This window comes from Oricola thermophila (genome assembly GCF_013358405.1).
GTDB classification, from domain to species: Bacteria; Pseudomonadota; Alphaproteobacteria; order Rhizobiales; family Rhizobiaceae; genus Oricola; species Oricola thermophila.
In genome coordinates this window covers 2791761-2812656 of sequence record NZ_CP054836.1, presented here as the reverse complement: position 1 = coordinate 2812656, position 20896 = coordinate 2791761, and the positions used below count along the sequence as shown (strand labels likewise).

17 protein-coding genes and 1 tRNA gene are annotated in these 20896 nt (G+C 65.5%); 7 read left to right on the top strand and 11 right to left on the bottom strand.

All coding sequences use genetic code 11. The features are described 5' to 3' along the window. The first annotated feature begins 15 nt into the window (after positions 1 to 15). Positions 16 to 1461, top strand: coding sequence for an NAD(P)(+) transhydrogenase (Re/Si-specific) subunit beta (locus tag HTY61_RS13510; RefSeq protein ID WP_175277295.1), 1446 nt, complete (start codon positions 16 to 18; stop codon positions 1459 to 1461). Between the two features lie 194 nt (positions 1462 to 1655). On the opposite strand, the gene HTY61_RS13505 is transcribed toward HTY61_RS13510, so the two are convergent. From HTY61_RS13505 to HTY61_RS13485, 5 genes are all read right to left on the bottom strand, one after another. Then, positions 1656 to 2411: an ABC transporter ATP-binding protein gene (locus HTY61_RS13505; RefSeq protein WP_175277294.1), complete on the bottom strand. Its 756-nt coding sequence runs from the start codon at positions 2409 to 2411 to the stop codon at positions 1656 to 1658. Continuing rightward, positions 2408 to 3226, bottom strand: a complete 819-nt coding sequence (locus tag HTY61_RS13500) for an ABC transporter ATP-binding protein (protein ID WP_175277293.1) — start codon at positions 3224 to 3226, stop codon at positions 2408 to 2410. The genes HTY61_RS13505 and HTY61_RS13500 overlap by 4 nt, the downstream gene beginning before the upstream one ends. Before the next feature lie 12 nt (positions 3227 to 3238). Then, positions 3239 to 4405, bottom strand: coding sequence for a branched-chain amino acid ABC transporter permease (locus HTY61_RS13495; RefSeq protein ID WP_175277292.1), 1167 nt, complete (start codon positions 4403 to 4405; stop codon positions 3239 to 3241). Positions 4406 to 4409: 4 nt separating this feature from the next. Beyond that, positions 4410 to 5438: a branched-chain amino acid ABC transporter permease gene (locus HTY61_RS13490; protein ID WP_175277291.1), complete on the bottom strand. Its 1029-nt coding sequence runs from the start codon at positions 5436 to 5438 to the stop codon at positions 4410 to 4412. A 111-nt stretch (positions 5439 to 5549) separates the two neighbouring features. Next, entirely contained in the window at positions 5550 to 6905 is a 1356-nt protein-coding gene (locus HTY61_RS13485) for a substrate-binding protein (RefSeq protein WP_175277290.1), read from the bottom strand. A 359-nt stretch (positions 6906 to 7264) separates the two neighbouring features. Here HTY61_RS13485 and HTY61_RS13480 point away from each other — a divergent pair, with 359 nt between their 5' ends. The 4 genes from HTY61_RS13480 (at position 7265) to HTY61_RS13465 (ending at position 12635) form a co-directional block, all read left to right on the top strand. Continuing rightward, entirely contained in the window at positions 7265 to 8848 is a 1584-nt protein-coding gene (locus HTY61_RS13480) for a peptide ABC transporter substrate-binding protein (protein ID WP_175277289.1), read from the top strand. A gap of 70 nt (positions 8849 to 8918) precedes the next feature. Then, a complete protein-coding gene (gene oppB / locus HTY61_RS13475; protein WP_175277288.1) occupies positions 8919 to 9842 on the top strand; it encodes an oligopeptide ABC transporter permease OppB in 924 nt (307 codons plus the stop codon). A gap of 8 nt (positions 9843 to 9850) precedes the next feature. Then, positions 9851 to 10981: an ABC transporter permease gene (locus HTY61_RS13470; RefSeq protein ID WP_175277287.1), complete on the top strand. Its 1131-nt coding sequence runs from the start codon at positions 9851 to 9853 to the stop codon at positions 10979 to 10981. A 1-nt stretch (position 10982) separates the two neighbouring features. Beyond that, positions 10983 to 12635: an ABC transporter ATP-binding protein gene (locus tag HTY61_RS13465; protein ID WP_175277286.1), complete on the top strand. Its 1653-nt coding sequence runs from the start codon at positions 10983 to 10985 to the stop codon at positions 12633 to 12635. 34 nt (positions 12636 to 12669) lie between these two features. Here HTY61_RS13465 and HTY61_RS13460 read toward each other — a convergent pair whose 3' ends face one another. The 6 genes from HTY61_RS13460 to HTY61_RS13435 form a co-directional block, all read right to left on the bottom strand. Next, the gene (locus HTY61_RS13460) at positions 12670 to 12843 is read right to left on the bottom strand and encodes a hypothetical protein (protein ID WP_175277285.1); all 174 of its coding nucleotides are present in this window, start codon (positions 12841 to 12843) and stop codon (positions 12670 to 12672) included. Then, positions 12836 to 14203 (bottom strand): amidase, encoded by a 1368-nt coding sequence (locus HTY61_RS13455; protein ID WP_175277284.1) that lies wholly within the window; start codon positions 14201 to 14203, stop codon positions 12836 to 12838. Before HTY61_RS13455 ends, HTY61_RS13460 begins: the two co-directional genes overlap by 8 nt. Next, positions 14193 to 15611, bottom strand: a complete 1419-nt coding sequence (locus tag HTY61_RS13450) for a TRAP transporter large permease (protein ID WP_175277283.1) — start codon at positions 15609 to 15611, stop codon at positions 14193 to 14195. Before HTY61_RS13450 ends, HTY61_RS13455 begins: the two co-directional genes overlap by 11 nt. After that, positions 15608 to 16192 (bottom strand): TRAP transporter small permease subunit, encoded by a 585-nt coding sequence (locus HTY61_RS13445; RefSeq protein ID WP_175277282.1) that lies wholly within the window; start codon positions 16190 to 16192, stop codon positions 15608 to 15610. Before HTY61_RS13445 ends, HTY61_RS13450 begins: the two co-directional genes overlap by 4 nt. An 82-nt stretch (positions 16193 to 16274) precedes the next feature. Next, positions 16275 to 17411 carry a TRAP transporter substrate-binding protein gene (locus HTY61_RS13440; RefSeq protein WP_175277281.1) on the bottom strand — a complete coding sequence of 379 codons (1137 nt, stop codon included), beginning with the start codon at positions 17409 to 17411 and terminating at the stop codon, positions 16275 to 16277. 233 nt (positions 17412 to 17644) lie between these two features. Continuing rightward, a tRNA-Thr gene (locus HTY61_RS13435) sits at positions 17645 to 17720 on the bottom strand. Between the two features lie 203 nt (positions 17721 to 17923). On the opposite strand from HTY61_RS13435, the gene HTY61_RS13430 reads away from it, so the two are divergent. Together HTY61_RS13430 and HTY61_RS13425 are read left to right on the top strand one after the other, a co-directional pair. Further along, positions 17924 to 18415, top strand: coding sequence for a (2Fe-2S)-binding protein (locus HTY61_RS13430; protein WP_175277280.1), 492 nt, complete (start codon positions 17924 to 17926; stop codon positions 18413 to 18415). Positions 18416 to 18539: 124 nt separating this feature from the next. Further along, complete coding sequence (locus tag HTY61_RS13425; protein WP_175277279.1) at positions 18540 to 20879, top strand: xanthine dehydrogenase family protein molybdopterin-binding subunit; 2340 nt, start codon at positions 18540 to 18542, stop codon at positions 20877 to 20879. The last annotated feature ends 17 nt before the right edge of the window (positions 20880 to 20896 follow it).

Below are 20896 nucleotides of genomic sequence, written 5' to 3'. Positions count from 1 at the left end.
GGAGAGAGGCGAGCGATGGAATACGGATTCACCACGGCCGCCTATGTCGTTGCGGCGGTTCTTTTCATCCTGTCCCTTGGCGGCCTGTCGGGCCAGGAAAGCGCGAAGCGCGCCGTCTGGTACGGCATCGCCGGCATGGCGCTGGCGGTTTTCGCCACGCTGATCGGGCCGGGCGCGGGCAACTGGTGGCTTTCGGTCATCCTGGTCGCCGGCGGCGGCGTGATCGGCTGGTACATCGCCAACCGCGTCCAGATGACGGAAATGCCGCAGCTTGTTGCCGCCATGCATTCGCTGGTCGGCCTCGCGGCGGTCTTCATCGGCTTCAACGCCGAGTTCGAGATGGTTCGCGTTGCGGCCATGCAGGCCGCTTCCGACACGTCGGCGCTGGCCGCCCTGAAGGGCTTCGCGCTCAAGGTCGCGGCCAAGACACCGGCCGAGATCAACGTGTTGAAGATCGAGGTCTTCCTCGGCGTCTTCATCGGCGCGGTAACCTTCACCGGCTCGGTCATCGCCTATGGCAAGCTGGCCGGGAAGGTCGGCTCCAAGGCCACCAAGCTGCCGGGCGGACACGCGCTCAATGCCGGCGCTGCGATCCTCTCGCTCATCCTTCTGGTCATGTACCTGGCGGGCGCGGGGACGTGGACGCTGGCCGTGATGGCGCTGCTCGCCTTCTTCATCGGCTACCACCTGATCATGGGCATCGGCGGCGCCGACATGCCGGTCGTCGTGTCGATGCTCAACTCCTACTCGGGCTGGGCGGCCGCGGCCATCGGCTTCTCGCTGTCCAACGACCTGCTGATCGTCGTCGGCGCGCTGGTCGGCTCGTCGGGCGCGATCCTGTCCTACATCATGTGCAAGGCGATGAACCGCAGTTTCATCTCGGTCATCCTTGGCGGTTTCGGCGGTGAGTCGGGGCCGGCGATGGAGGTCGAGGGCGAGCAGGTGGCGATCGACGCCGACGGCGTCGCCGCCGCGCTGAACGATGCCGAGAGCGTCATCATCGTCCCGGGTTACGGCATGGCGGTGGCCCAGGCGCAGCAGTCGGTCTCCGAGCTGACGCGCAAGCTGCGCGCCAAGGGCAAGGAGGTGCGTTTCGGCATCCACCCGGTTGCCGGCCGCCTGCCGGGCCACATGAACGTGCTGCTCGCCGAGGCGAAGGTGCCCTACGACATCGTTCTCGAGATGGACGAGATCAACGACGATTTCCCGGAAACGGATGTCGTCATCATCATCGGGGCCAACGACATCGTGAACCCGGCTGCCCAGGAGGACCCCAACTCTCCCATCGCGGGCATGCCGGTGCTGGAGGTCTGGAAGGCCAAGCAGGTCTTCGTCTCCAAGCGCGGCCAGGGCACCGGCTATTCGGGCATCGAGAACCCGCTGTTCTTCAAGGAGAACACGCGCATGTTCTACGGTGACGCCAAGAAGTCGATCGACTCGCTTCTGCCGCTGGTCGACTGACCGCGCATCATTCCGTCGAACGGATGATCGGGGGGCTTCGTGCCCCCCGTTTTCGTTTCGGGAGAGGCGGCTTGTCCTGTCGGGGCGCTGTCGCCGTTTCCGGCAGGAACCGGCCTCCATGTCTTGCTGTCATGAGGGCCTGGATAGCGAAAGGCCCGCGCGAGGCGGGCCTTCAAATTGCGATGCGCCGACGGTCAGATTGCCAGGTAGTCGTGCCGCAGCTTCTCGTTGTCGAGCACTTCCTGCGCGGTGCCGTCATAGGCCACCTCGCCGGTGTCGAGGATCACGGCCCGGTCGGCGAGTTTCAGCGCCGCCACGGCGTTCTGCTCGACGATGATGGTCGTGATGCCGGCGTTGCGGACCTCGATCAGCGCCTTCTCGATGTCGTGGCGCACCACCGGTGCAAGGCCCTCGTAGGGCTCGTCGAGAAGCAGCAGCTTCAGGTCGCGTGCCAGGGCGCGGGCGATCGCAAGCATTTGCTGTTCGCCGCCCGAGAGCGTCGTGCCTTCCTGCTTCCGCCGTTCCTTCAACCGCGGGAACAGGGCGTAGATGCGCTCGTAGTCCCAGCCGAGTTCGCCGGAGATGCAGGCGAGGTCCAGGTTTTCCTCCACTGTCATGCCGGGGATGATGCGTCGGTCCTCGGGCACCAGCTGGATGCCGTGCAGCGCCGCCTGGAACGACTGCATCTGGTGCACCGGTTCGCCCTTAAGCCAGATCTCGCCGGACCGCAGGTCCGGCGAACCGGCCCGGGCGATGGTCCGCAGGGTCGAGGTCTTTCCCGCGCCGTTGCGGCCGAGCAGCGCCAGGATCTCGCCCTCGTTGATGTCGAAGGAGACATTCTGGACGATGTAGCTGTCGCCGTAATAGGCCCGCAGGTTGCGTACCGCGAAATATTGCGATTTCGGATCCGCCGCCGTCGGACGGATCGTCGTCTCTGCCCCGGTCGTCATACCTGTTCCTCCCCGAGATAGGCTTCCTTGACCCGCGGATCGTTCTTGATCTGCTCGGGCGTGCCCTGCGCGATGATGCGCCCGCCGGCAAGCACGCTGATCCGGTCGGCGAGCGAGAACACGACATGCATGTCGTGCTCGATGATGACCTTGGTCATGCCGCCTTCCTTGATCTTCTTCAGGAGGTCGATCGTCGCGTTGGTGTCGGCGCGCGCCATGCCGGCTGTCGGCTCGTCGAGCAGAAGCAGCTTGGGATGCTGGATCAGGCACATGGCCAGTTCCAGCCGCCTCTTGTCGCCGCGCGACATGCTGGAGGCGACGTCGTTGAGCTGCGCGTGCAGGCCGACATTGTGGATGATCTCGATGGCCTCCTCGCGGATCGCCTTTTCCGCGCCGAATGCGGCGAAGGGGTTGAGCTTGAAATGGCCGTCCCGCTTAGACAGCGCCGGCACCATGACGTTTTCCAGCACGGTCAGTTCGAGAAAGACCTCCGGCGTCTGGAACACGCGGGCGACGCCGAGCTGGTTGATCTCGTGCGGCGCCTTGCCGGTCAGGGTGTCGCCGTCGAAGATCACCGCCCCGCGGTCGGGCTTCAGCCGGCCGACGCAGACATTGAGCAGCGTCGACTTGCCGGCGCCGTTGGGGCCGATGATGGCATGCGTCTCGCCCTGGCGGACGTCGAGGTCGACGTCGGAGAGCGCATGCAGGCCGGCGAAGCTCTTGTGCACGTCGTCGATGTGCAGGACCTTGTCCGGGATGCCCGTCTTGAAGCCGGGCTCGCCTTCGTCCTGTCGTGTGACTGCAGCATCTAGCATGTCGATTCCCCCTTATTCCGCCGGCTTGGCGATGGTGGCTTCGCTGGCGCGGCCGCGACCGAAGGCGGCGCCGATGCGGCGCGCGCCCTCCATCAGCCCGCCGGGCAGGAAGATCACGATGACCATGAACAGAAGGCCGAGCGTCAGGTGCCAGCCTTCCCCGACGAAGAGCGAGAAGGTGCTGACGAGGAAGTCCTCCATGCCGTCGGGCAGGAACGAGAGGGCGTCGTGCAGGATGCCCTCGTTCCATGACGAGACCTTCTGCTCCGCGTACTTGATCAGTCCGGCGCCGAGCACCGGGCCGACGAGCGTGCCGGCGCCGCCGAGGATCGTCATCAGCACGACCTCGCCCGATGCCGTCCACTGCATGCGTTCCGCGCCCGCGATCGGGTCGGTGATCGCCAGCAGCGAACCGGCCAGGCCGGCATACATGCCCGAGATCACGAAGGCCGAGATCAGGTAGGGGCGCGTGTGGACGCCGGTGTAGTTGAGCCGGTTCTGGTTGGACTTGATCGCCTTCAGCATCATGCCGAAATTCGACTTGGTGATGCACAGGGCGATGAAGAAGCAGGCGATCAGCAGCACGGCGCAGAAATAGAAGCCCGGATAGCCGCTCATCTTCATGCCGAACAGGTTGGTGATCGGCACGCCGATCTCGTGGATGCCGAGCGCCTGGTCGATGATGCGCACGTCGCCGTCGCGCAGCGGGACGGCGGCGCTTTCGCGGATGGCGCGCACCTGCAGCCCGGTCTCGCCGTTGGTGATCGGGGTGAGCACCGAGTAGGCGAGATTGTAGCTCATCTGCGCGAATGCGAGCGTCAGGATCGAGAAGTAGATGCCGGAGCGGCGCAGGGACACGTAGCCGATCATGAAGGCGAACAGCCCCGCCGTGCCGACCGACAGGATCACCGCCGGCAGCACGTTCATGGTCAGCAGCTTGAACGACCACACGGCCACGTAGGAGCCGACGCCGATGAAGGCGGCGTGGCCGAAGGACAGGTAGCCGGTCAGGCCGAACAGGATGTTGAAGCCGATCGCGAAGATTCCGTAGATCGCGAATTTCTGCAGCAGGTCCGGATAGGCTGCGCCGATGGGCTGGAGCGCCCATGGCAGGATCAGCACGATGACGGAGAATCCGATCAGCAGCAGCCAGTCGTTGCGGGTAAGTGATTTCAGCATGTTGTCATTCCTCCATCACGCCCTTGCGTCCCATCAGCCCGCGCGGCAGCGTGAGCAGGACGATCACCGCGACGAGATAGATGATGATCTGGTCGATGCCGGGAAGGATGCTTTTGATTTCGTTCATCGAGGCGATGCTCTGCAGGATGCCCAGCAGGAAGCCGGCCAGCACCGCGCCCGACAGCGATCCCATCCCGCCGACGACCACCACGACGAAGGACAGCACCAGGAAGTCCATGCCCATGTGGTAGTCGGGTGGCAGGATCGGCGTGTACATCGCCCCGGCGATGCCTGCCACCGCGGCGGCCAGTCCGAACACGATCGTGAATCGCCGCTGGATGTTGATGCCGAGCAGGCCCACGGTCTCGCGGTCCTGCATGCCCGCGCGCACCACCATGCCGAAGGTCGTGAACTGCAGGAAGGCGAAGACTCCGAAGATCACCACGGCCGAGAACAGGAAGTAGATCAGCCGCCACCACGGATAGTAGACGTTCTCGCCGAGTCCCACCCAGCTGCCGACATCGGCAGCGCCGGCGAAGATGGCGGGCGCCGACTGCGGGATCGGGTTGGCGCCGAAATAGTGCCGCACGATTTCCTGCAGGACGATGGCCAGGCCGAAGGTGACCAGGATCTGGTCGGCATGCGGCCGCTTGTAGAAATGCTTGATCAGTCCGCGTTCCATGATGACGCCGACCGCCGCCATGACGATGATGGCGAGCAGGATGGATAGTGGAACCGACCATTCGAGCAGGAAGCCGCTGACCTGCGGGCCGAACCACTCCTGCAGGTAGGGAACCTGCTCCTTCAGCGGGTTGCCGAGGAAGTCCTTCTCGGTCTCGCTGACCCGCACGAAGGAAAGGTTGAAAAGCCGGTTGAGCGTGACGGCACAGAAGGAGCCGAGCATGAACAGCGCGCCGTGCGCGAAGTTCACGACGCCGAGCGTGCCGAAGACGAGCGTCAGGCCGAGCGCGATGAGCGCATAGGCGCCGCCCTTGTCCAATCCGTTCAGAATCTGAAGGAATATTGCGTCCATTTTAAGCTACCGCGAACTGATCCGGCGACCTCGGTCGGCGGATTTGGATTGTTGTCCCGATTGCGAACCGGCCGCCGATGTGGCGGCCGGCCGGTTGCGGTCGATTGCGGTTTAGGCTTCGCCGTCGTTGTACGGGCCGAGCTCGCCGCCGAGCAGTTCGGCCGGGTATTCGACCTGGGCGCGCGGCGTCACTTCCACGACTTCCAGGAGGTCGAACTTGGACGACGGGTTCTCCTTGCCCTTCACGACAAGGATGTCCTTGAAGCACTGGTGGTCGTCGCCCCGGTAGAGGACCGGGCCGTTGCCGAGACCGTCGAACTCGAAGTCCTCCAGCGCAGCGCCGACCGCCGACGGGCGGAAGGTGCCGGCACGCTGGCAGGCGTCCGCGTAGAGGATGGCCTGGCAGTAGCAGGTGTGCGCAGCCTGGGACGGCGGGAAGCCGTACTTTTCGCCGAACGACTTGACGAAGGCCTGGGAGGCCTCGTCCTGCAGCGACCAGTGCCAGTTGGTCGAACCGAAGATGCCCTTCACGTTCTCGCCGGCGCCCTGGGCCATCAGGCGCGAGTAGAGCGGGACGACGATCTCGAAGTTCTTGCCGTTGACCTGCTTGTCACGCAGCCCGAACTGGACGGCCTGGGTCAGCGAGTTGACCATGTCCTTGCCGTAGTGGTTCAGCACCAGCACGTCGGCGCCGGAGTTCAGCACCGGCGTGATGTACTGCGAGAAGTCGCCGGCGCCGAGCGGGGTGCGGACGGCCGCGACCGTCTCCCAGCCGAGCTGTTCGGTGTACTTCTTGATCGACTCTTCCTGCGACCAGCCCCAGGTGTAGTCGGCCGTCAGGTGGTAGGCCTTGCGGTCGGTGCCGTAGTTGTTCTTGAGCACCGGGGCGAGGGCGGCGCCCGTCATCTCGGTGTTGAAGAAGTGGCGGAAACCGTTGGCGCGCTTGTCCTTGCCGGTCGTGTCGTTGGAGTGGGTCAGGCCGGCCATGAAGATGACGCCGGCCTCCTGGCAAAGGCCCTGGACGGCAATCGCGACACCCGAGGACGAGCCGCCGGTGATCATGATGGCGCCGTCATTCTCGATCATGCGCTTGGCGGATGCACGGGCCGCGTCGGACTTGGTCTGGGTGTCGCCGGTGACGAACTCGACCTTCTTTCCGTTGACGCCGCCGCCCGCGTCGCGCAGCGCGGAGGACGAGAAGGTGTCCAGCATGCCGCCGCCGCCGGCGTTGATGTGTTCGACGGCGAGCTCGTATGCACGCAGCTCGTCGGCGCCCTCGTCGGCATATGCGCCGGTCTGCGGTACGTTGAACCCGAAGGTCACCGTGCCGCCTTTCGGCGCATTGCGGTAGTTCTCGCTCTGTGCGAGCGCGCCGCGCGTGAAGAAGTACGGTGTTGCCAGCGCCGCCGAGGCGACGCCGCCGTATTTCAGCACGGACCGGCGATTTATGATGAACTTCTTGCTCATATGGCTCCTCCCAAAATGAGTAACTGTCTTCCGGCAACAATTCCGGGAATTCCCGGCCGGAGCATTGGTGGTAACGGATTGCGACGGACCGCCGCAATTATCCATTGTGCGTAATTCGGAAAGAAGAACGCGGGCCCGACGGGCTGTTACTGCCGGTTCTTCTGGCGTTTCCGTTCCGTCCGGCGAGATCGACTCGTCGAGGCCGGCGGAGATGGCCTCGGGCAAGCGCGCGTGTCGGTGCTTTCATATGTCGCAATTGCGAAAACTTGCGTTTGACCTGCCGCCCGGATTGTTTCTGAATACTGGTTCGATCCGCGCCGGGGCGCTGCCGCCGGCCGGCCCACCTACAGGAGGTTTCCATGAAACATCTGATGACAGCATTGCTTGCGGCTTCCATGCTCGCGGGCAGCGCCGGACTTGCCAATGCCGTGACCTATGTGCGGGGCAATGACGGTGATCCGGAAACACTGGATCAGCACAAGACCTCGACCACCATCGAGGCGCGCATCCTGCGCGATCTCTACGAGGGCCTCGTTGTCTATGACGCGGCTGCCAACATCATTCCGGGCGTGGCCGAGAGCTGGGAGGTGTCCGGCGACGGCACGGTGTACACCTTCAAGCTGCGCGGGGACGCGAAGTGGTCGAACGGCGATCCGGTGGTCGCCGGCGATTTCGTCTTTTCGCTGCAGAGGATCATGACGCCCGAGACCGGGGCGAAATACGCCAACATCCTCTACCCCATCAAGAATGCCGAGAGCATCAACAAGGGCGAGATGGACACGTCCGAGCTGGGCGTGGTCGCGCTTGACGACCGGACGCTCGAGATCACCCTGGAACAGGCGACGCCCTATTTCCTCGAGTTGCTGACGCACCAGACCGGCCTTCCGGTCCATCCGGCGTCGGTGAAGGAACACGGTTCCGATTTCGTGCTGCCGGAGAACATGGTGTCCAACGGCGCCTACAAGCTCGTCTCGTTCCAGCCGAACGACAAGATCGTCATGGAGAAGAACGAGAATTTCCATGACGCGGCCAACGTGCAGATCGACCGGGTCGAGTACCTGTCGATCGAGGATCGCGCCGCCTGCGTGCGCCGTTTCGAGGCCGGCGAGGTGCTGAGCTGCGAGGACCTTCCGACCGAGCAGATCGCCTCGCTCAAGGAGCGGCTGGGCGACCAGGTCCGCATCACGCCCTATCTGGGAACATACTACTACGCGCTCAACATGAAGCGCGAGCCGCTTTCGGACGTGCGCGTACGCCAGGCGCTGGCGATGGCCATCGACCGCGAGTTCCTCGGCGAGGAAATCTGGGCCGGCGCCATGCTGCCCGCCTTCTCTCTCGTGCCGCCGGGCATCGGCAACTACGAGGGCGGCGGCGCCGAGGCCGAATGGGCGGACATGCCGCTGCTTGATCGCGAGGACAAGGCGGTCGAGCTGATGACCGAGGCCGGTTACGGTCCGGACAATCCGGTCACGCTGGAGATTTCCTACAACAACTCCGAGAACCACAAGAACACGGCCACCGCGATTGCCGAGATGTGGAAGCCTCTCGGCGTCAATGTGGAATTCAACGTTCGAGACATCTCGGCCCACTACGCGATGCTGCGCGACGACAAGGATTTCGACGTGGCGCGCGCCGGCTGGATCGGCGACTATTCCGACCCGCAGAACTTCCTGTTCTTGGTCGAGGCCGACAATCCGGGCTTCAACTACGCCCAGTATGACAACCCGGAGTATGACGCGCTCCTGGACAAGGCCGCGGCGGAAACCGACCTGGCCAAGCGCGCGGAGATCCTGCGCGAGGCCGAGGCCATCTTCATGCGGGACATGCCGTTCATCCCGCTGCTGTTCTACTCATCGCTCGCGGTGGTTTCTCCCAAGCTCAAGGGCTGGGAGGACAACATCCAGCACGTTCACGCGACGCGCTTCCTGAGCATCAGCGAGTAACAGTCGCATCATCGTTCCGTCCGGCCTCGCGGCCGGGCGGGCTATGGTGCAAACAGGAAGGTTGTAGCCAATGTTCGGTTACGCGATACGCCGCCTTCTCGGCGCGATCCCTACACTGTTCCTGATCATCACCATTTCCTTCTTTCTGATGCGGGTGGCGCCGGGCGGCCCGTTCGACCGCGAGCGCACTCTCGAGGCCAAGGTGCTGGAGAACCTGAACCGGGTCTTCCATCTAGATAGGCCGGTGTGGGAACAGTATTTCTACTATCTCGGCAATCTCTTCCGCGGCGATCTCGGGCCGAGCTTCATCTATCGCGACTTCTCCGTTCAGCAGCTTTTGGGCAACGGCCTGCCGGTCTCGGTCCAGCTTGGCAGCCTCGCCCTTCTGCTGGCCTTCATCCTCGGAACGGTGCTCGGCACCATTGCCGCGCTGCGCCAGAACGGGTGGGTCGACTACGCGGTGATCACGATTGCCACCTTCGGCATCACCATTCCCAATTTCGTCGTCGCGCCCGTCCTGTCCCTGGTTTTCGGCGTCTGGCTTGGCTGGCTGCCGGCGGGGGGCTGGGATGGCGGCTCGCTGCAGCACATGCTGCTTCCCGTGATCACTCTTGCCCTGCCGCAGGTCGCGGTGATTGCGCGGCTGATGCGCGGCTCGATGATCGAGGCGTTGCGTTCCGACCACGTGCGCACTGCCCGCGCCTACGGCCTGCCGGTCCGCATGATCGTCGTCACCCATTCACTGCGCGCTGCCGCGCTGCCGGCGGTTTCCTATCTCGGCCCCGCAGCCGCCGCACTGCTGACCGGATCCGTGGTCGTCGAATCGATCTTTGGCCTTCCGGGCGTCGGTCGCTATTTCGTGCAGGGTGCGCTCAACCGCGATTACACGCTGGTGATGGGCACCGTCATCATCGTCGCCGTCTTCGTGGTCGTGTTCAATCTGATTGTCGACCTTCTCTATGCCGCGCTGGATCCGCGCGTGCGCTACGATTGAGGCCCGCCATGACCGATGCTGCAAGCGTTCAGAACCCGGCGCCGGAAATGAGAAGCCGCTCCTTGTGGGAGACCGCGTTCCTGCGCCTGCGCCGCAACAAGGCGGCGATGGCGAGCATTGTCATTCTCGTCGTCTACGTGTTCGCCGGCATTTTCGGCCCCATGCTCAGCCCGCACCACTACGCCACCGTCTATTCCGAGTATGTGAAGGTGCCGGCCAGCCTCGAGCCCTATCCGCGCGCCGACCAGATCGTGCCGGAGGCCGAGAAGGCGCTGTCGCGGGCACGGCTGGACCTGCGCGATATCGCCGTGGACGGCGGTGTCATACGAATCGAGGCGGAATCGTCGCGCGAGATCGACCCGCGCGTGACGCGCTATCTCGACCGCTCCGACCTGTTCACGGATACGCGCATCGCAAGCAGTTCGGATGACGGCCGCTCGGTCGTCATGGAGGCCGAGGTGCAGCGCCTGCGCTTCATCTTCGGCACCGATGCCAACGGCCGCGACCTGTTCGCCCGCATCCTGATCTCGATCCGGATATCGCTGATGATCGGCGCGCTGGCGACCTGTGTCGCGCTGCTGATCGGCGTCGCCTACGGCGCGACGGCCGGCTTCCTCGGCGGGCGGATCGACAATGTGATGATGCGCGTCGTCGACATCATCTACTCGCTGCCCTTCATCTTCTTCGTCATCCTGCTGGTGGTGTTTTTCGGCCGCAACGTGATCCTCATGTTCATCGCCGTCGGCGCCGTCGAGTGGCTCGACATAGCGCGCATCGTGCGCGGCCAGACGATTTCGCTGCGACGGCGCGAATTCGTTCTCGCCGCCGAGGCGCTGGGCGTCAGTTCCGGCGGCATCGTGCGCAGGCACATCATTCCCAACACGCTGGGCCCCATCATCATCTACATGACGCTGCTGATCCCCAAGGTCATCCTGCTGGAGAGCTTCCTCTCCTTCCTCGGCCTCGGCGTGCAGGAGCCGATGACCTCGCTCGGCGTGCTGATCTCCGAGGGCGCCAAGAACATGCGCGGCGCGCCCTACATGCTCATCTATCCGTCCATCGCGCTGACCGTGCTGCTCTTCGCCCTCAACTTCCTGGGCGACGGGCTGCGCGACGCGCTCGACCCGAAGGATCGCTGACATGGCTGCGGAACCGATATTCACGATCCGGGATCTCCGGGTTTCCTTCGACACGCCGGACGGCACGGTCGATGCCGTCAACGGTGTCGACATGACGGTCCATTCCGGCGAGACCGTCGCCGTCGTCGGCGAATCCGGCTCCGGCAAGAGCCAGGTGATGATGGCGGCGATGGGCCTGCTGGCCTCCAACGGCAGCGCGAGCGGGTCGGCGCGGTACCGCGACCGCGAGCTGATCGGCATGCCGGGCCGACGGCTCAACGAGATCCGCGGCAACAAGGTCACCATGATCTTCCAGGAGCCGATGACCTCGCTCGATCCGCTCTACACCATCGGCCGGCAGATGGCAGAGCCGCTGATGGTGCATGGCGGCATGACGGCGCAGCAGGCGCGCGCCCGCGCGCTGGAACTGCTCCGCCTGGTGCAGATTCCCGATCCCGAGCGCCGCATCGACTCCTACCCGCACGAACTGTCGGGCGGGCAGCGCCAGCGCGTCATGATCGCCATGGCGCTCTCCAACGATCCCGACCTGCTGATCGCCGACGAGCCGACGACCGCGCTCGACGTCACCATCCAGGCCGAGATCCTCGGCCTGCTCGCCGAGCTGCAGGCGCGTCTCGGCATGGCGATCATCTTCATCACCCATGACCTCGGCATCGTCGAGGCCTTCGCCGACCGCGTCTATGTCATGCGCAAGGGCCAGGTGGTGGAGGAGGGGGCCGCCGCCGACATATTCGCCGCACCGCGCCACGACTACACGAGGATGCTGCTTGCCGCCGAGCCGGAAGGCTCCAAGCCGCCCGTCTCCGGGGATGCCGACATCCTGCTCTCCGCCGACAATGTCTCCGTCACCTTCCTGCGGCGCGGCGGCCTGCTCTCCGGCCGCCGCTTCGAGGTTCGCGCGGTGCGGGATGTCGGCCTTACGCTGCGGCGCAGGCAGACCATCGGCATCGTCGGCGAGTCGGGGTCCGGCAAGTCGACTCTCGGCCGCGCGCTGCTGCAGCTGATCCCGTCGGAGGGCCGCGTCGTGTTCCAGGGCCGCGAGATCAGCGGCGTGTCCGGCCGCAAGGAGATCCTGCCTCTCCGGCGCAACCTGCAGATGGTCTTCCAGGACCCGTACGGCTCGCTGTCGCCGCGCCTGACAGCCGGCGAGATCGTCACCGAGGGCCTCTTGGTTCACGAGCCGGAGCTGACGGCGAAGCAGCGCGACGAGCGCGCCGTCCAGGCCCTGCGCGAGGTCGGCCTCGACCCGGCATCGCGCAACCGCTTCCCGCACGAGTTTTCCGGCGGCCAGCGCCAGCGCATCGCCATTGCCCGCGCCATCGTCCTGAAGCCGAAGGTCGTCGTGCTGGACGAGCCGACATCGGCGCTCGACCGGTCCGTGCAGAAGCAGATCATCGTGCTCCTGCGCGAGATCCAGGAGCGTTACGACCTCTCCTTCATCTTCATCAGCCACGACCTTGCCGTCGTGCGCGCGCTTGCCGACTACGTGGTCGTCATGCGCACCGGCGACATCGTCGAGCAGGGGCCGACGGAGGAGATTTTCGGCAATCCCCAAAGCGACTACACGAAGGCGCTCATGGAGGCTGCGTTCGACCTGAAGACGGTGCTTTCGCGCCAGGCGGAGCGTGCCCGCGCGCTCGAGGCCGGGGCCTGATCCGGACCCGGGCTGCCCGCACCGCGGGGAGCGGCTATTTCTGCCGCTTCCCTTCCGTGCGGAATCCGCGCACGAAGTCGTAGACGGCCAGCCCCAGCGTCAGCGCGACGACGCAGGCCAGGTCGAGACGCGGCACGTTCCACACCAGTATGCCGAGGAAGCCGGCGAGCACGGCCAGGGCAAGGGCCGCCAGGAACTTGTCACCCATATCGTTCTTCCTCCGTGCTGCCTGCAGCCAGCGTGTCGGCCAGCCATCGCGCCGTGCGCAGCAGCCGACCGTCGTGGCCGCGCGGCCCGATCAGCTGCACGCCCATGGGCAGGCCGTTTTCCGCCTCGAAGGCGGGTATGGTGATTGCCGGCGTGCCGCAAAGGGTCCACAGCTCGTTGAAGACGGGATCGCCGGTGCTTTCCAGGCCGCGCGGTGCCGGCCCCGGCGCCGCCGGCGTGATGATCGCGTCGCAGCGCTCGAAGATTTCCGCCAGGCCGGCGTAAAGCACCTCGCGCCAGTCGAGCGCGGCGAGATAGTCGCGCGCGGTGATCGCGCTGCCCTTCTCGAGCGCCGCGACGGTCCGTTCGCCCAGCGTGTCGCGCCCGCGGTCGAGATAGCGCGCGCAGTTCTTCGACATCTCCGCTAGGTTGATCGTCTCGACGATCGCCGGCGCGCCCGCGAACACCTCGGGCAGCTCCGCCTCGAAGCAGTTCTCGCCGAGGAACGCCGCCAGCTCCGCGAGGGCCGCCCCGGTCTGCGCGTCTGCGCGGTCCCGGAACGGCGTGTGCACGAGGGCGAACATCGGCTTCACCGGCGGCTTCGAGCGCGCGGTCTCGAGCAGGCGCGGATGCGGCGCCGGCGCTGTGGCCGGATCGTGTTCGTCCGCGCCGAAGAGCGCCTCGGCCAGCATCGCCGCGTCCTCCACCGTGCGGGCGAAGACGCCCACCGTGTCGAGGGTCTGCGACTGCCGCAGCACGCCGGTGCGCGGGATCGCCCCGAAGGTCGGCTTGAAACCCGTCACGCCGCAGAAGGCCGCGGGGCGGATCACCGATCCGCGTGTCTGGGTTCCGATCGCCAGCGGCGCCATTCCGGCGGCGACCGCCGCCGCGGATCCGGACGACGACCCGCCCGGCGTGTGCGCCGTGTTGTGCGGATTGCGCGTCCCGGCCGGCTCCATCCCGGCGAGTTCCGTCGTCACCGTCTTGCCGAGGATGATCGCGCCTTCCGCCTTGAGCCGTTCCACGATGGCCGCGTCGCGCCCGGGCGTCCGTCCGGCGTCCATTGCCGTTCCGTTCGCGGTCGGGATGCGGGCGGTGTCGATGATGTCCTTCAGCGCCACGGGCACGCCGTGCAGCGCGCCCAGCGGTCGGCCGGATTCGCGGTGCCGGTCGAGGGCGTCCGCCTGGTGCCGGACGAAATCCGGGTCGTGCCAGGCGAAGGCGCCGATTTCGCCGTCGCGCTCGCGCACCCGCTGCAGGAAGGCCTCCGCCGCCTCGCGCGCCTTCAGCGCGCCCTGCGCGATGCGGTCGCGCAGCTCGACCGCGGTCAGTTCGGTCGTTGCCGTGCTTCTAGCGTCCATAGATCTGCTCCGGCAGGTAGAAGACGATCTGCGGGAAGTTGTAGACGATGGCCATCGACACGAACACCATGAACAGGAACGGCATCACGCCCGCGAATATCTGCGTCAGGCGGATTTCCGGCGGCGCGATTCCCTTCAGGTAGTAGGCCGACATGGCCATGGGCGGCGTCAGGAACGAGGTTTGCAGGTTCAGCGCCACCAGGATGCCGAAGAACAGCGGGTCGATGCCGAAGATCTCCAGCAGCGGCAGGAAGATCGGCACGAAGATGATGATGATCTCCGACCACTCCAGCGGCCAGCCGAGCAGGAAGATGATCAGCTGCGCCAGCAGCAGGAACTGCAGCGGCGTCAGGTCCAGCCCGCTGACGAACTCGGTGATGACCTGTTCGCCGCCGAGATAGGAGAACACCGAGGAGAAGGTGTATGAGCCGACGAACAGCCAGCACACCATCGCCGTGGTGCGCACCGTCAGGTAGACGGATTCGCGCATTCGCTGGAACGTCATCGCTCGGTAGGCGAAGGCCAGCAATATGCCGCCGAGCGCGCCGATCGAGGCGGCCTCCGTCGGCGTCGCCAGGCCGAACAGGATCGAGCCCAGCACGGCGAGGATGAGAAATGCCAGCGGAAAGAACGACGTCAGGATCATGCCGGCCAGGCGCAGGAACGGCACCTCCGGCACTTCGTCCGCTGTCGGCCGCGGCGCCGCTTTCGGCTGCAGAATCGAGCGCCCGACCACGTAGGCCAGGTAGAGGCCGACCAGCGTGAAGCCCGGCAGCAGCGCGCCGGCATAGAGCCGCACGATCGAGACGCCGGACGCCGCCGCGTAGACGATCAGCATGATCGACGGCGGGATCAGGATGCCGAGCGTGCCGCCGGCGCAGATGATGCCCGAGGCGAACGACTTGTCGTATCGCGCCTTGAGCATGGCGGGCAGGGCGAGCAGTCCCATCAGCGTCACCACCGCGCCGACGATTCCCGTCGCGGTGGCGAACAGGGCGCAGGTGATCAGCGCGGCCACGCCCATCGAGCCGGGCACGTTGCGCGACGCGATGTTGAGGGTGGTGAACAGCCGGTCGACGATGTTGGCGCGTTCGACGATGTAGCCCATGAACAGGAACAGCGGCACCGCGGTCAGCACCTCGTTCGACATCACCGTGTAGGTCTGGTTGATGAACAGGTCGAAGATGCGGTTGTTGAAGAAGCCGTCGATCCACAGGCTGGTGCTGTCCCACCAGCTCGCCGTCTCGTCGAGCCGGTTGTAGGCGCGCCACATGCGCGCGCCGTCGAAATAGGCGTAGTAGCCGAATCCGATGCCCATGGCCATCAGGGTGAAGGCGATGGGAAAGCCGAGAAACACCATGAAGATGAACAGCCCCAGCATCATGAGGGCGACTTGCGGGTCGGTCATGGATGCGCGTCCTTCTCGGCTTCCGTGGCCCTTGCCAGCAGGATGTCCTCGGTCTCGCGGATGTCCTCCTCCGGTTCCAGCCACTGGTTGGTCCGGATGCAGAGGATGCAGCGCATGACCTGCGCGATTCCCTGGATGAACAGCAGGATTCCTGCGGCCACCATCACGGTCTTGAACTGGTAGATCGGGATTCCGGCCGGGCTGTTGATGGAGACCTCGGCATAGCCCCAGGAGCGCGAGGCGTATTTCCAGCCCGACAGGATCAGCGCGGTGACGCCCGGAAAGAAGAAGAGGAGGTAGAGGACGAGATCGACCTTGGCCTGCGTTTTCGGCTGCCAGAGGCGGTAGAGGAAGTCGCCGCGCACATGGCCGCCGCGCGACAGCGTGTAGGCGCCGCCCATCATGAACAGCGTCCCGTACATGATGAAGGAGACGTCGAGGGCCCACGGCGTGGGACTGTTGAGCGCGTAGCGGACGAAGACCTCGTAGCCGGTGCCGAATGCCATCAGCACGATCAGCCACGCGAAGGCCTTGCCGAACCAGGCCGAGAGGGAATCGGCGAAACGGATGAATCCGGTCATTGGATGATTGCTGCCCCGGTTGAGACTGGGCGTCCCGGCCGCGAGAGCGTGCCGGGACGTCCGTTGTGACAGGTTATGCCGGTCAGAGCTTCAGCTTGCCGGGGAAGTAGTGCTCGTAGGCGAGCGCGTAGTCCGGCGCGTTCATCAGCTCGTAGTAGGTGACGCGCTCGACCCAGGCGCGCTGGCTGTCCATGATGCGCTTCATGAACTCGTCCTGCTCCAGGTCCGCGATGAGCTGGTCCCAGGCCTTGAGCTGTGCGTCGAGGATTTCCTTCGACGTGCGGTGCACGGTGACGCCGTGCTCGGTCTGCAGCTTCTCCAGGTCGGCGGAGTAGTTGTCCATCGCCGAGGCGGTGTTGGACGTCGAGGCTGCCTCCACCCCGTATTTCAGGATCGCCTGCAGGTCGGGGTCGAGGTCGTCGAAGAAGTCCTTGTTGAACAGGAACTCGAAGCTTTCCGACGCCTGGTGGTAGGACGACAGGTAGTAGTTCTTGGCCACGTCCTGTGCGCCGAAACGGCTGTCGGAAGACGGGTTGTTGAACTCGAACGCGTCGATCACGCCGCGTTCCATCGCCGGCACGATCTCGCCGCCGGGAAGCTGCGCCACCGACATGCCCATCGCCTGCAGCAGGTCGGCTGCGAGCCCGACCGTGCGGTACTTGAAGCCCTGCAGGTCCTCGACGGTGCTGACCTCCTTCTTGAACCAGCCGAAGGGCTGGGCATACATCGGGAAGCCCATGAAGCCGTAGACGTTGAGGCCGAGTATGTCCTGGGTGAGTTCGCGGTAGAGATCGGCCCCGCCGCCCTGGTAGAACCAGCCCAGCATGGTCGTTGCCGAGCCGCCCCAGACCGGGCCGGTGCCGAAGAAGGATGCCGCCTTGTGCTTGCCGTACCAGTAGACCGGCACGGTGTGGGCGGCGTCGAGCACGCCGTCATTGCAGGCGTCCATGACCTGGAACGCGCCGACCACCGCGCCTGCCGGCAGCAGGTCGATCTTCAGCCGCCCGGCAGACATTTCCTCCACGCGTGTCGTGTATTCCCGCGCGAAATCCATCCAGATGTCCGAGGCGGGCCAGGACGTCTGCATCTTCACGACGATGGGTGATTGGGCCAGCACGGCCGGAGCTGCAAGTGCGCTGCCCGCGGCGACGCCGCCGGCCAGCGCGCTTTTCTTCAGGAAAGAGCGGCGCGAGACCTCGCGCTTTGAAGCGTTCTGCATGATTTTCCTCCCGGTTTCTCCGCAGCCTCCCAACTGCGGCAGTAAAAAGTATAGCCTTACCAAGGGTTCAGGCAAGCTTGCGCTGCGTCACCTTTTCGTGGGGTGGAAATCTATTCGATTTAATACGCGCGTTCGCGGCCTGTTCGGTGCGTGCGCCGCTGTGGATACTGCGAACGGAATAAGTCCCGCGCGGGGCGGCGGGCCGGGAGGAAATGGGAGAAACGGGAAGGGGGTGGTGCCGCATGCCGGACTCGAACCAGCGACCCCATCATTACGAATGACGTGCTCTACCAACTGAGCTAATGCGGCGGGGAGCGCAACCTTGGCGGAAAAACGCTAACGCGCGCTTTATCGGCATTGCCCGCCGAATTCAAGGCCCGAATGCACGCAATCGCGCATGGGCGGCTTTTTCTTTCAACCATATGGACAAAATGCGGAATTCTCGCCAAGCTTCGCTGCGGCAGATACGGGCATCGCGAGATGCAAGTTGTGGAGTCGACGGGAGGATATCGATGGCCAAGGTAGAATTGACGGTGAACGGGCGTTCCGTTTCCGCCGAGGTGGAGGATCGCACGTTGCTGGTGCAATTCCTGCGCGAACACCTCAATCTGACGGGAACCCATGTCGGGTGCGATACCTCGCAATGCGGCGCCTGCGTCGTCCATGTCGATGGCAAGGCCGTGAAGTCCTGCACCATGCTGGCGGCCCAGGCCTCCGGTTCGGAGGTCACGACCATCGAGGGCCTGTCGCAGGGCGGCGAGCTGCATCCGGTCCAGGCCGCGTTCAGGGAACACCACGGCCTGCAGTGCGGCTTCTGCACGCCGGGCATGATCATGGCGGCCACCGACATGATCAATCGACACGGCGGCAAGCTGGACGAGAAGACGGTGCGCGCCGAGCTGGAGGGCAACATCTGCCGCTGCACGGGCTATCACAACATCGTCAAGGCCATCCTCGCCGCCGCCGAACAGATGGGCGGATCCGCGAAGGTGGCCGCCGAGTAGACCACGACAGGCGATCGGAAACAGGCGGATGGGGAGGAAGAAACTGCGCGGACCGGCCGGACGACGGCTTTCTGGCTTTCTGCGCGGGACCATTCGCTGCCAGGACCATAGGGAGGAGTGACTTATGGGGATTGAAGGCATCGGCGCCCGCGTGGCGCGCAAGGAAGACAAGCGGTTCATCACCGGCAAGGGCCGGTACACCGACGACATGGTCGTTCCCGGCATGAAGCATGCCGCCTTCGTGCGCTCGCCGCACGCCCACGCCAACATCCGCGGCATCGACACGTCGAAGGCGGAGAAGATGCCCGGCGTGATCGGCGTCCTGACCGGTGACGAACTTGCCGCCGACGGCATCGGCTCGCTGATCTGCGGCTGGATGATCCACTCCAAGGACGGCTCGCCGATGAACATGGGCGACTGGCGTCCGCTGGCCCAGACGAAGGTGCGCTATGTCGGCGACGCGGTCGCCGTCGTGGTCGCCGAGACGCGGGCCCAGGCGCGCGACGCCGCCGAGGCGGTCGAGGTCGACTACGAGGAGCTGCCGGCGGTGGTCGAGGCGGTCGACGCGCTGAAGCCCGGCGCGCCGCAGATCCACGACAACGCGCCCGGCAATCTCATCTACGACTGGGAGATCGGCGAGAGCGCGGCGGTCGACGAGGCGATCGCCAAGGCCGCCCATGTCACGCGCATGGAGATCGTCAACAACCGTCTCGTGCCCAACGCCATGGAGCCGCGCGCCGCGCTCGGCCACTATGACGAGGCCGAGGACCATTACACCTGCTGGACGACCTCGCAGAACCCGCATGTCGCCCGCCTGGTGATGAGCGCCTTCTACAATGTCGCGCCCGAGAACAAGCTGCGCGTCATCGCGCCCGATGTCGGCGGCGGCTTCGGCTCGAAGATCTACATCTACCCGGAGGAGATCGTCTGTCTCTGGGCATCGAGGAAGACCGGCGTTCCGGTCAAGTGGGTGGCGGACCGCACGGAGGCGTTCCTGTCGGATGCCCATGGTCGCGACCATGTCTCCACGGTGGAGATGGCCTTCGACGCCGACAACCGGATCACCGCGCTGAAGGTCGACACCATCGCCAATCTCGGCGCCTACATGTCGCTCTTCTCCTCCGCGGTTCCGACCTATCTCTACGCCACGCTGCTGTCGGGCCAGTACGCCATCCCGGCGATCCACTGCAACGTCCGCACGGTCTACACCAACACCGCGCCGGTCGATGCCTATCGCGGCGCCGGCCGCCCGGAGGCGACCTATCTCCTGGAGCGCACGGTGGAGACGGCGGCGCGCGAGCTCGGCGTCTCGCCGGCCGAGCTGCGCCGCAGGAACTTCATCCGCGAGTTCCCCTACCAGACGCCGGTCATAATGAACTACGACGCCGGCGACTACGAGGCCTCGCTCGACGCCGCGATGAAGGCTGCCGACTGGGACGGCTTCCCGGCACGCAGGGCCGAGGCCGAGAAGCGCGGCAGGAAGCGGGGCATCGGCATGAGCTGCTACATCGAGGCCTGCGGCATCGCGCCGTCGCAGGCGGTCGGCTCGCTTGGCGCCGGCGTCGGACTGTGGGAATCGGCCGAGGTCCGGGTCAATGCCGTCGGCACGGTGGAGATCCTGACCGGCTCGCACAGCCACGGCCAGGGGCACGAGACCACCTTCGCCCAGCTCGTCGCCGACCGTTTCGGCGTTCCGCTCGACTCGGTCTCCGTCGTTCACGGCGATACCGACAAGGTGCAGATGGGCATGGGCACATACGGCTCGCGCTCCGGCGCCGTCGGCATGAGCGCCGTCGTCAAGGCGCTCGACAAGGTGGAGAAGAAGGCCAAGGCGATTGCCGCCCATCTGCTGGAGGCCGACGAGTCCGACATCGTCATCGAGAATGGCCAGGTGAAGGTCGCCGGCACCGACAAGGCGCTGGGCTGGCACGAGGTCGCGCTCAACGCCTACACGGCCCACAACCTGCCCGAGGGCATGGAGCCGGGGCTGAAGGAGGGCGCCTTCTACGACCCGGCCAACTTCACCTTCCCGGCCGGCTGCTACATCTGCGAGGTCGAGGTCGATCCGGAAACGGGCAAGACCGAGATCGTGCAGTTCGTCGCGGCCGACGATTTCGGCAACATCATCAACCCGATGATCGTCGAGGGCCAGGTCCATGGCGGCCTCGCCCAAGGCATCGGCCAGGCGCTGCTCGAGGGCACGGCCTATGACGAGACGGGCCAGCTCCTGACGGCGAGCTACATGGATTACACCATGCCGCGCGCCGACGACCTGCCGTCCTACAAGGTGTCGACCACGGCGACGCCCTGCCCGAGCAATCCGCTCGGCATCAAGGGCTGCGGCGAGGCCGGCGCCATCGGTTCGCCGCCGGCCGTGATCAACGCCATCACCGATGCCATCGGCACCAACAACCTGACCATGCCCGCCACGCCGCAGAAGGTGTGGGCGGCGATGCAGGGCTGAGCGAGAGGAAACGGATC

What these genes read in the sequence shown, in the direction of transcription:
- HTY61_RS13510 (WP_175277295.1), top strand. Translation starts at nt 16, where the DNA reads ATGGAATACGGATTCACCACGGCCGCCTATGTCGTTGCGGCGGTTCTT.
- oppB (WP_175277288.1), top strand. Translation starts at nt 8,919, where the DNA reads ATGTTCGGTTACGCGATACGCCGCCTTCTCGGCGCGATCCCTACACTG.
- HTY61_RS13500 (WP_175277293.1), bottom strand. Translation starts at nt 3,226, where the DNA reads ATGCTAGATGCTGCAGTCACACGACAGGACGAAGGCGAGCCCGGCTTC.
- HTY61_RS13465 (WP_175277286.1), top strand. Translation starts at nt 10,983, where the DNA reads ATGGCTGCGGAACCGATATTCACGATCCGGGATCTCCGGGTTTCCTTC.
- HTY61_RS13490 (WP_175277291.1), bottom strand. Translation starts at nt 5,438, where the DNA reads ATGGACGCAATATTCCTTCAGATTCTGAACGGATTGGACAAGGGCGGC.
- HTY61_RS13455 (WP_175277284.1), bottom strand. Translation starts at nt 14,203, where the DNA reads ATGGACGCTAGAAGCACGGCAACGACCGAACTGACCGCGGTCGAGCTG.
- HTY61_RS13480 (WP_175277289.1), top strand. Translation starts at nt 7,265, where the DNA reads ATGAAACATCTGATGACAGCATTGCTTGCGGCTTCCATGCTCGCGGGC.
- HTY61_RS13470 (WP_175277287.1), top strand. Translation starts at nt 9,851, where the DNA reads ATGACCGATGCTGCAAGCGTTCAGAACCCGGCGCCGGAAATGAGAAGC.
- HTY61_RS13440 (WP_175277281.1), bottom strand. Translation starts at nt 17,411, where the DNA reads ATGCAGAACGCTTCAAAGCGCGAGGTCTCGCGCCGCTCTTTCCTGAAG.
- HTY61_RS13460 (WP_175277285.1), bottom strand. Translation starts at nt 12,843, where the DNA reads ATGGGTGACAAGTTCCTGGCGGCCCTTGCCCTGGCCGTGCTCGCCGGC.
- HTY61_RS13425 (WP_175277279.1), top strand. Translation starts at nt 18,540, where the DNA reads ATGGGGATTGAAGGCATCGGCGCCCGCGTGGCGCGCAAGGAAGACAAG.
- HTY61_RS13450 (WP_175277283.1), bottom strand. Translation starts at nt 15,611, where the DNA reads ATGACCGACCCGCAAGTCGCCCTCATGATGCTGGGGCTGTTCATCTTC.
- HTY61_RS13430 (WP_175277280.1), top strand. Translation starts at nt 17,924, where the DNA reads ATGGCCAAGGTAGAATTGACGGTGAACGGGCGTTCCGTTTCCGCCGAG.
- HTY61_RS13505 (WP_175277294.1), bottom strand. Translation starts at nt 2,411, where the DNA reads ATGACGACCGGGGCAGAGACGACGATCCGTCCGACGGCGGCGGATCCG.
- HTY61_RS13485 (WP_175277290.1), bottom strand. Translation starts at nt 6,905, where the DNA reads ATGAGCAAGAAGTTCATCATAAATCGCCGGTCCGTGCTGAAATACGGC.
- HTY61_RS13495 (WP_175277292.1), bottom strand. Translation starts at nt 4,405, where the DNA reads ATGCTGAAATCACTTACCCGCAACGACTGGCTGCTGCTGATCGGATTC.
- HTY61_RS13445 (WP_175277282.1), bottom strand. Translation starts at nt 16,192, where the DNA reads ATGACCGGATTCATCCGTTTCGCCGATTCCCTCTCGGCCTGGTTCGGC.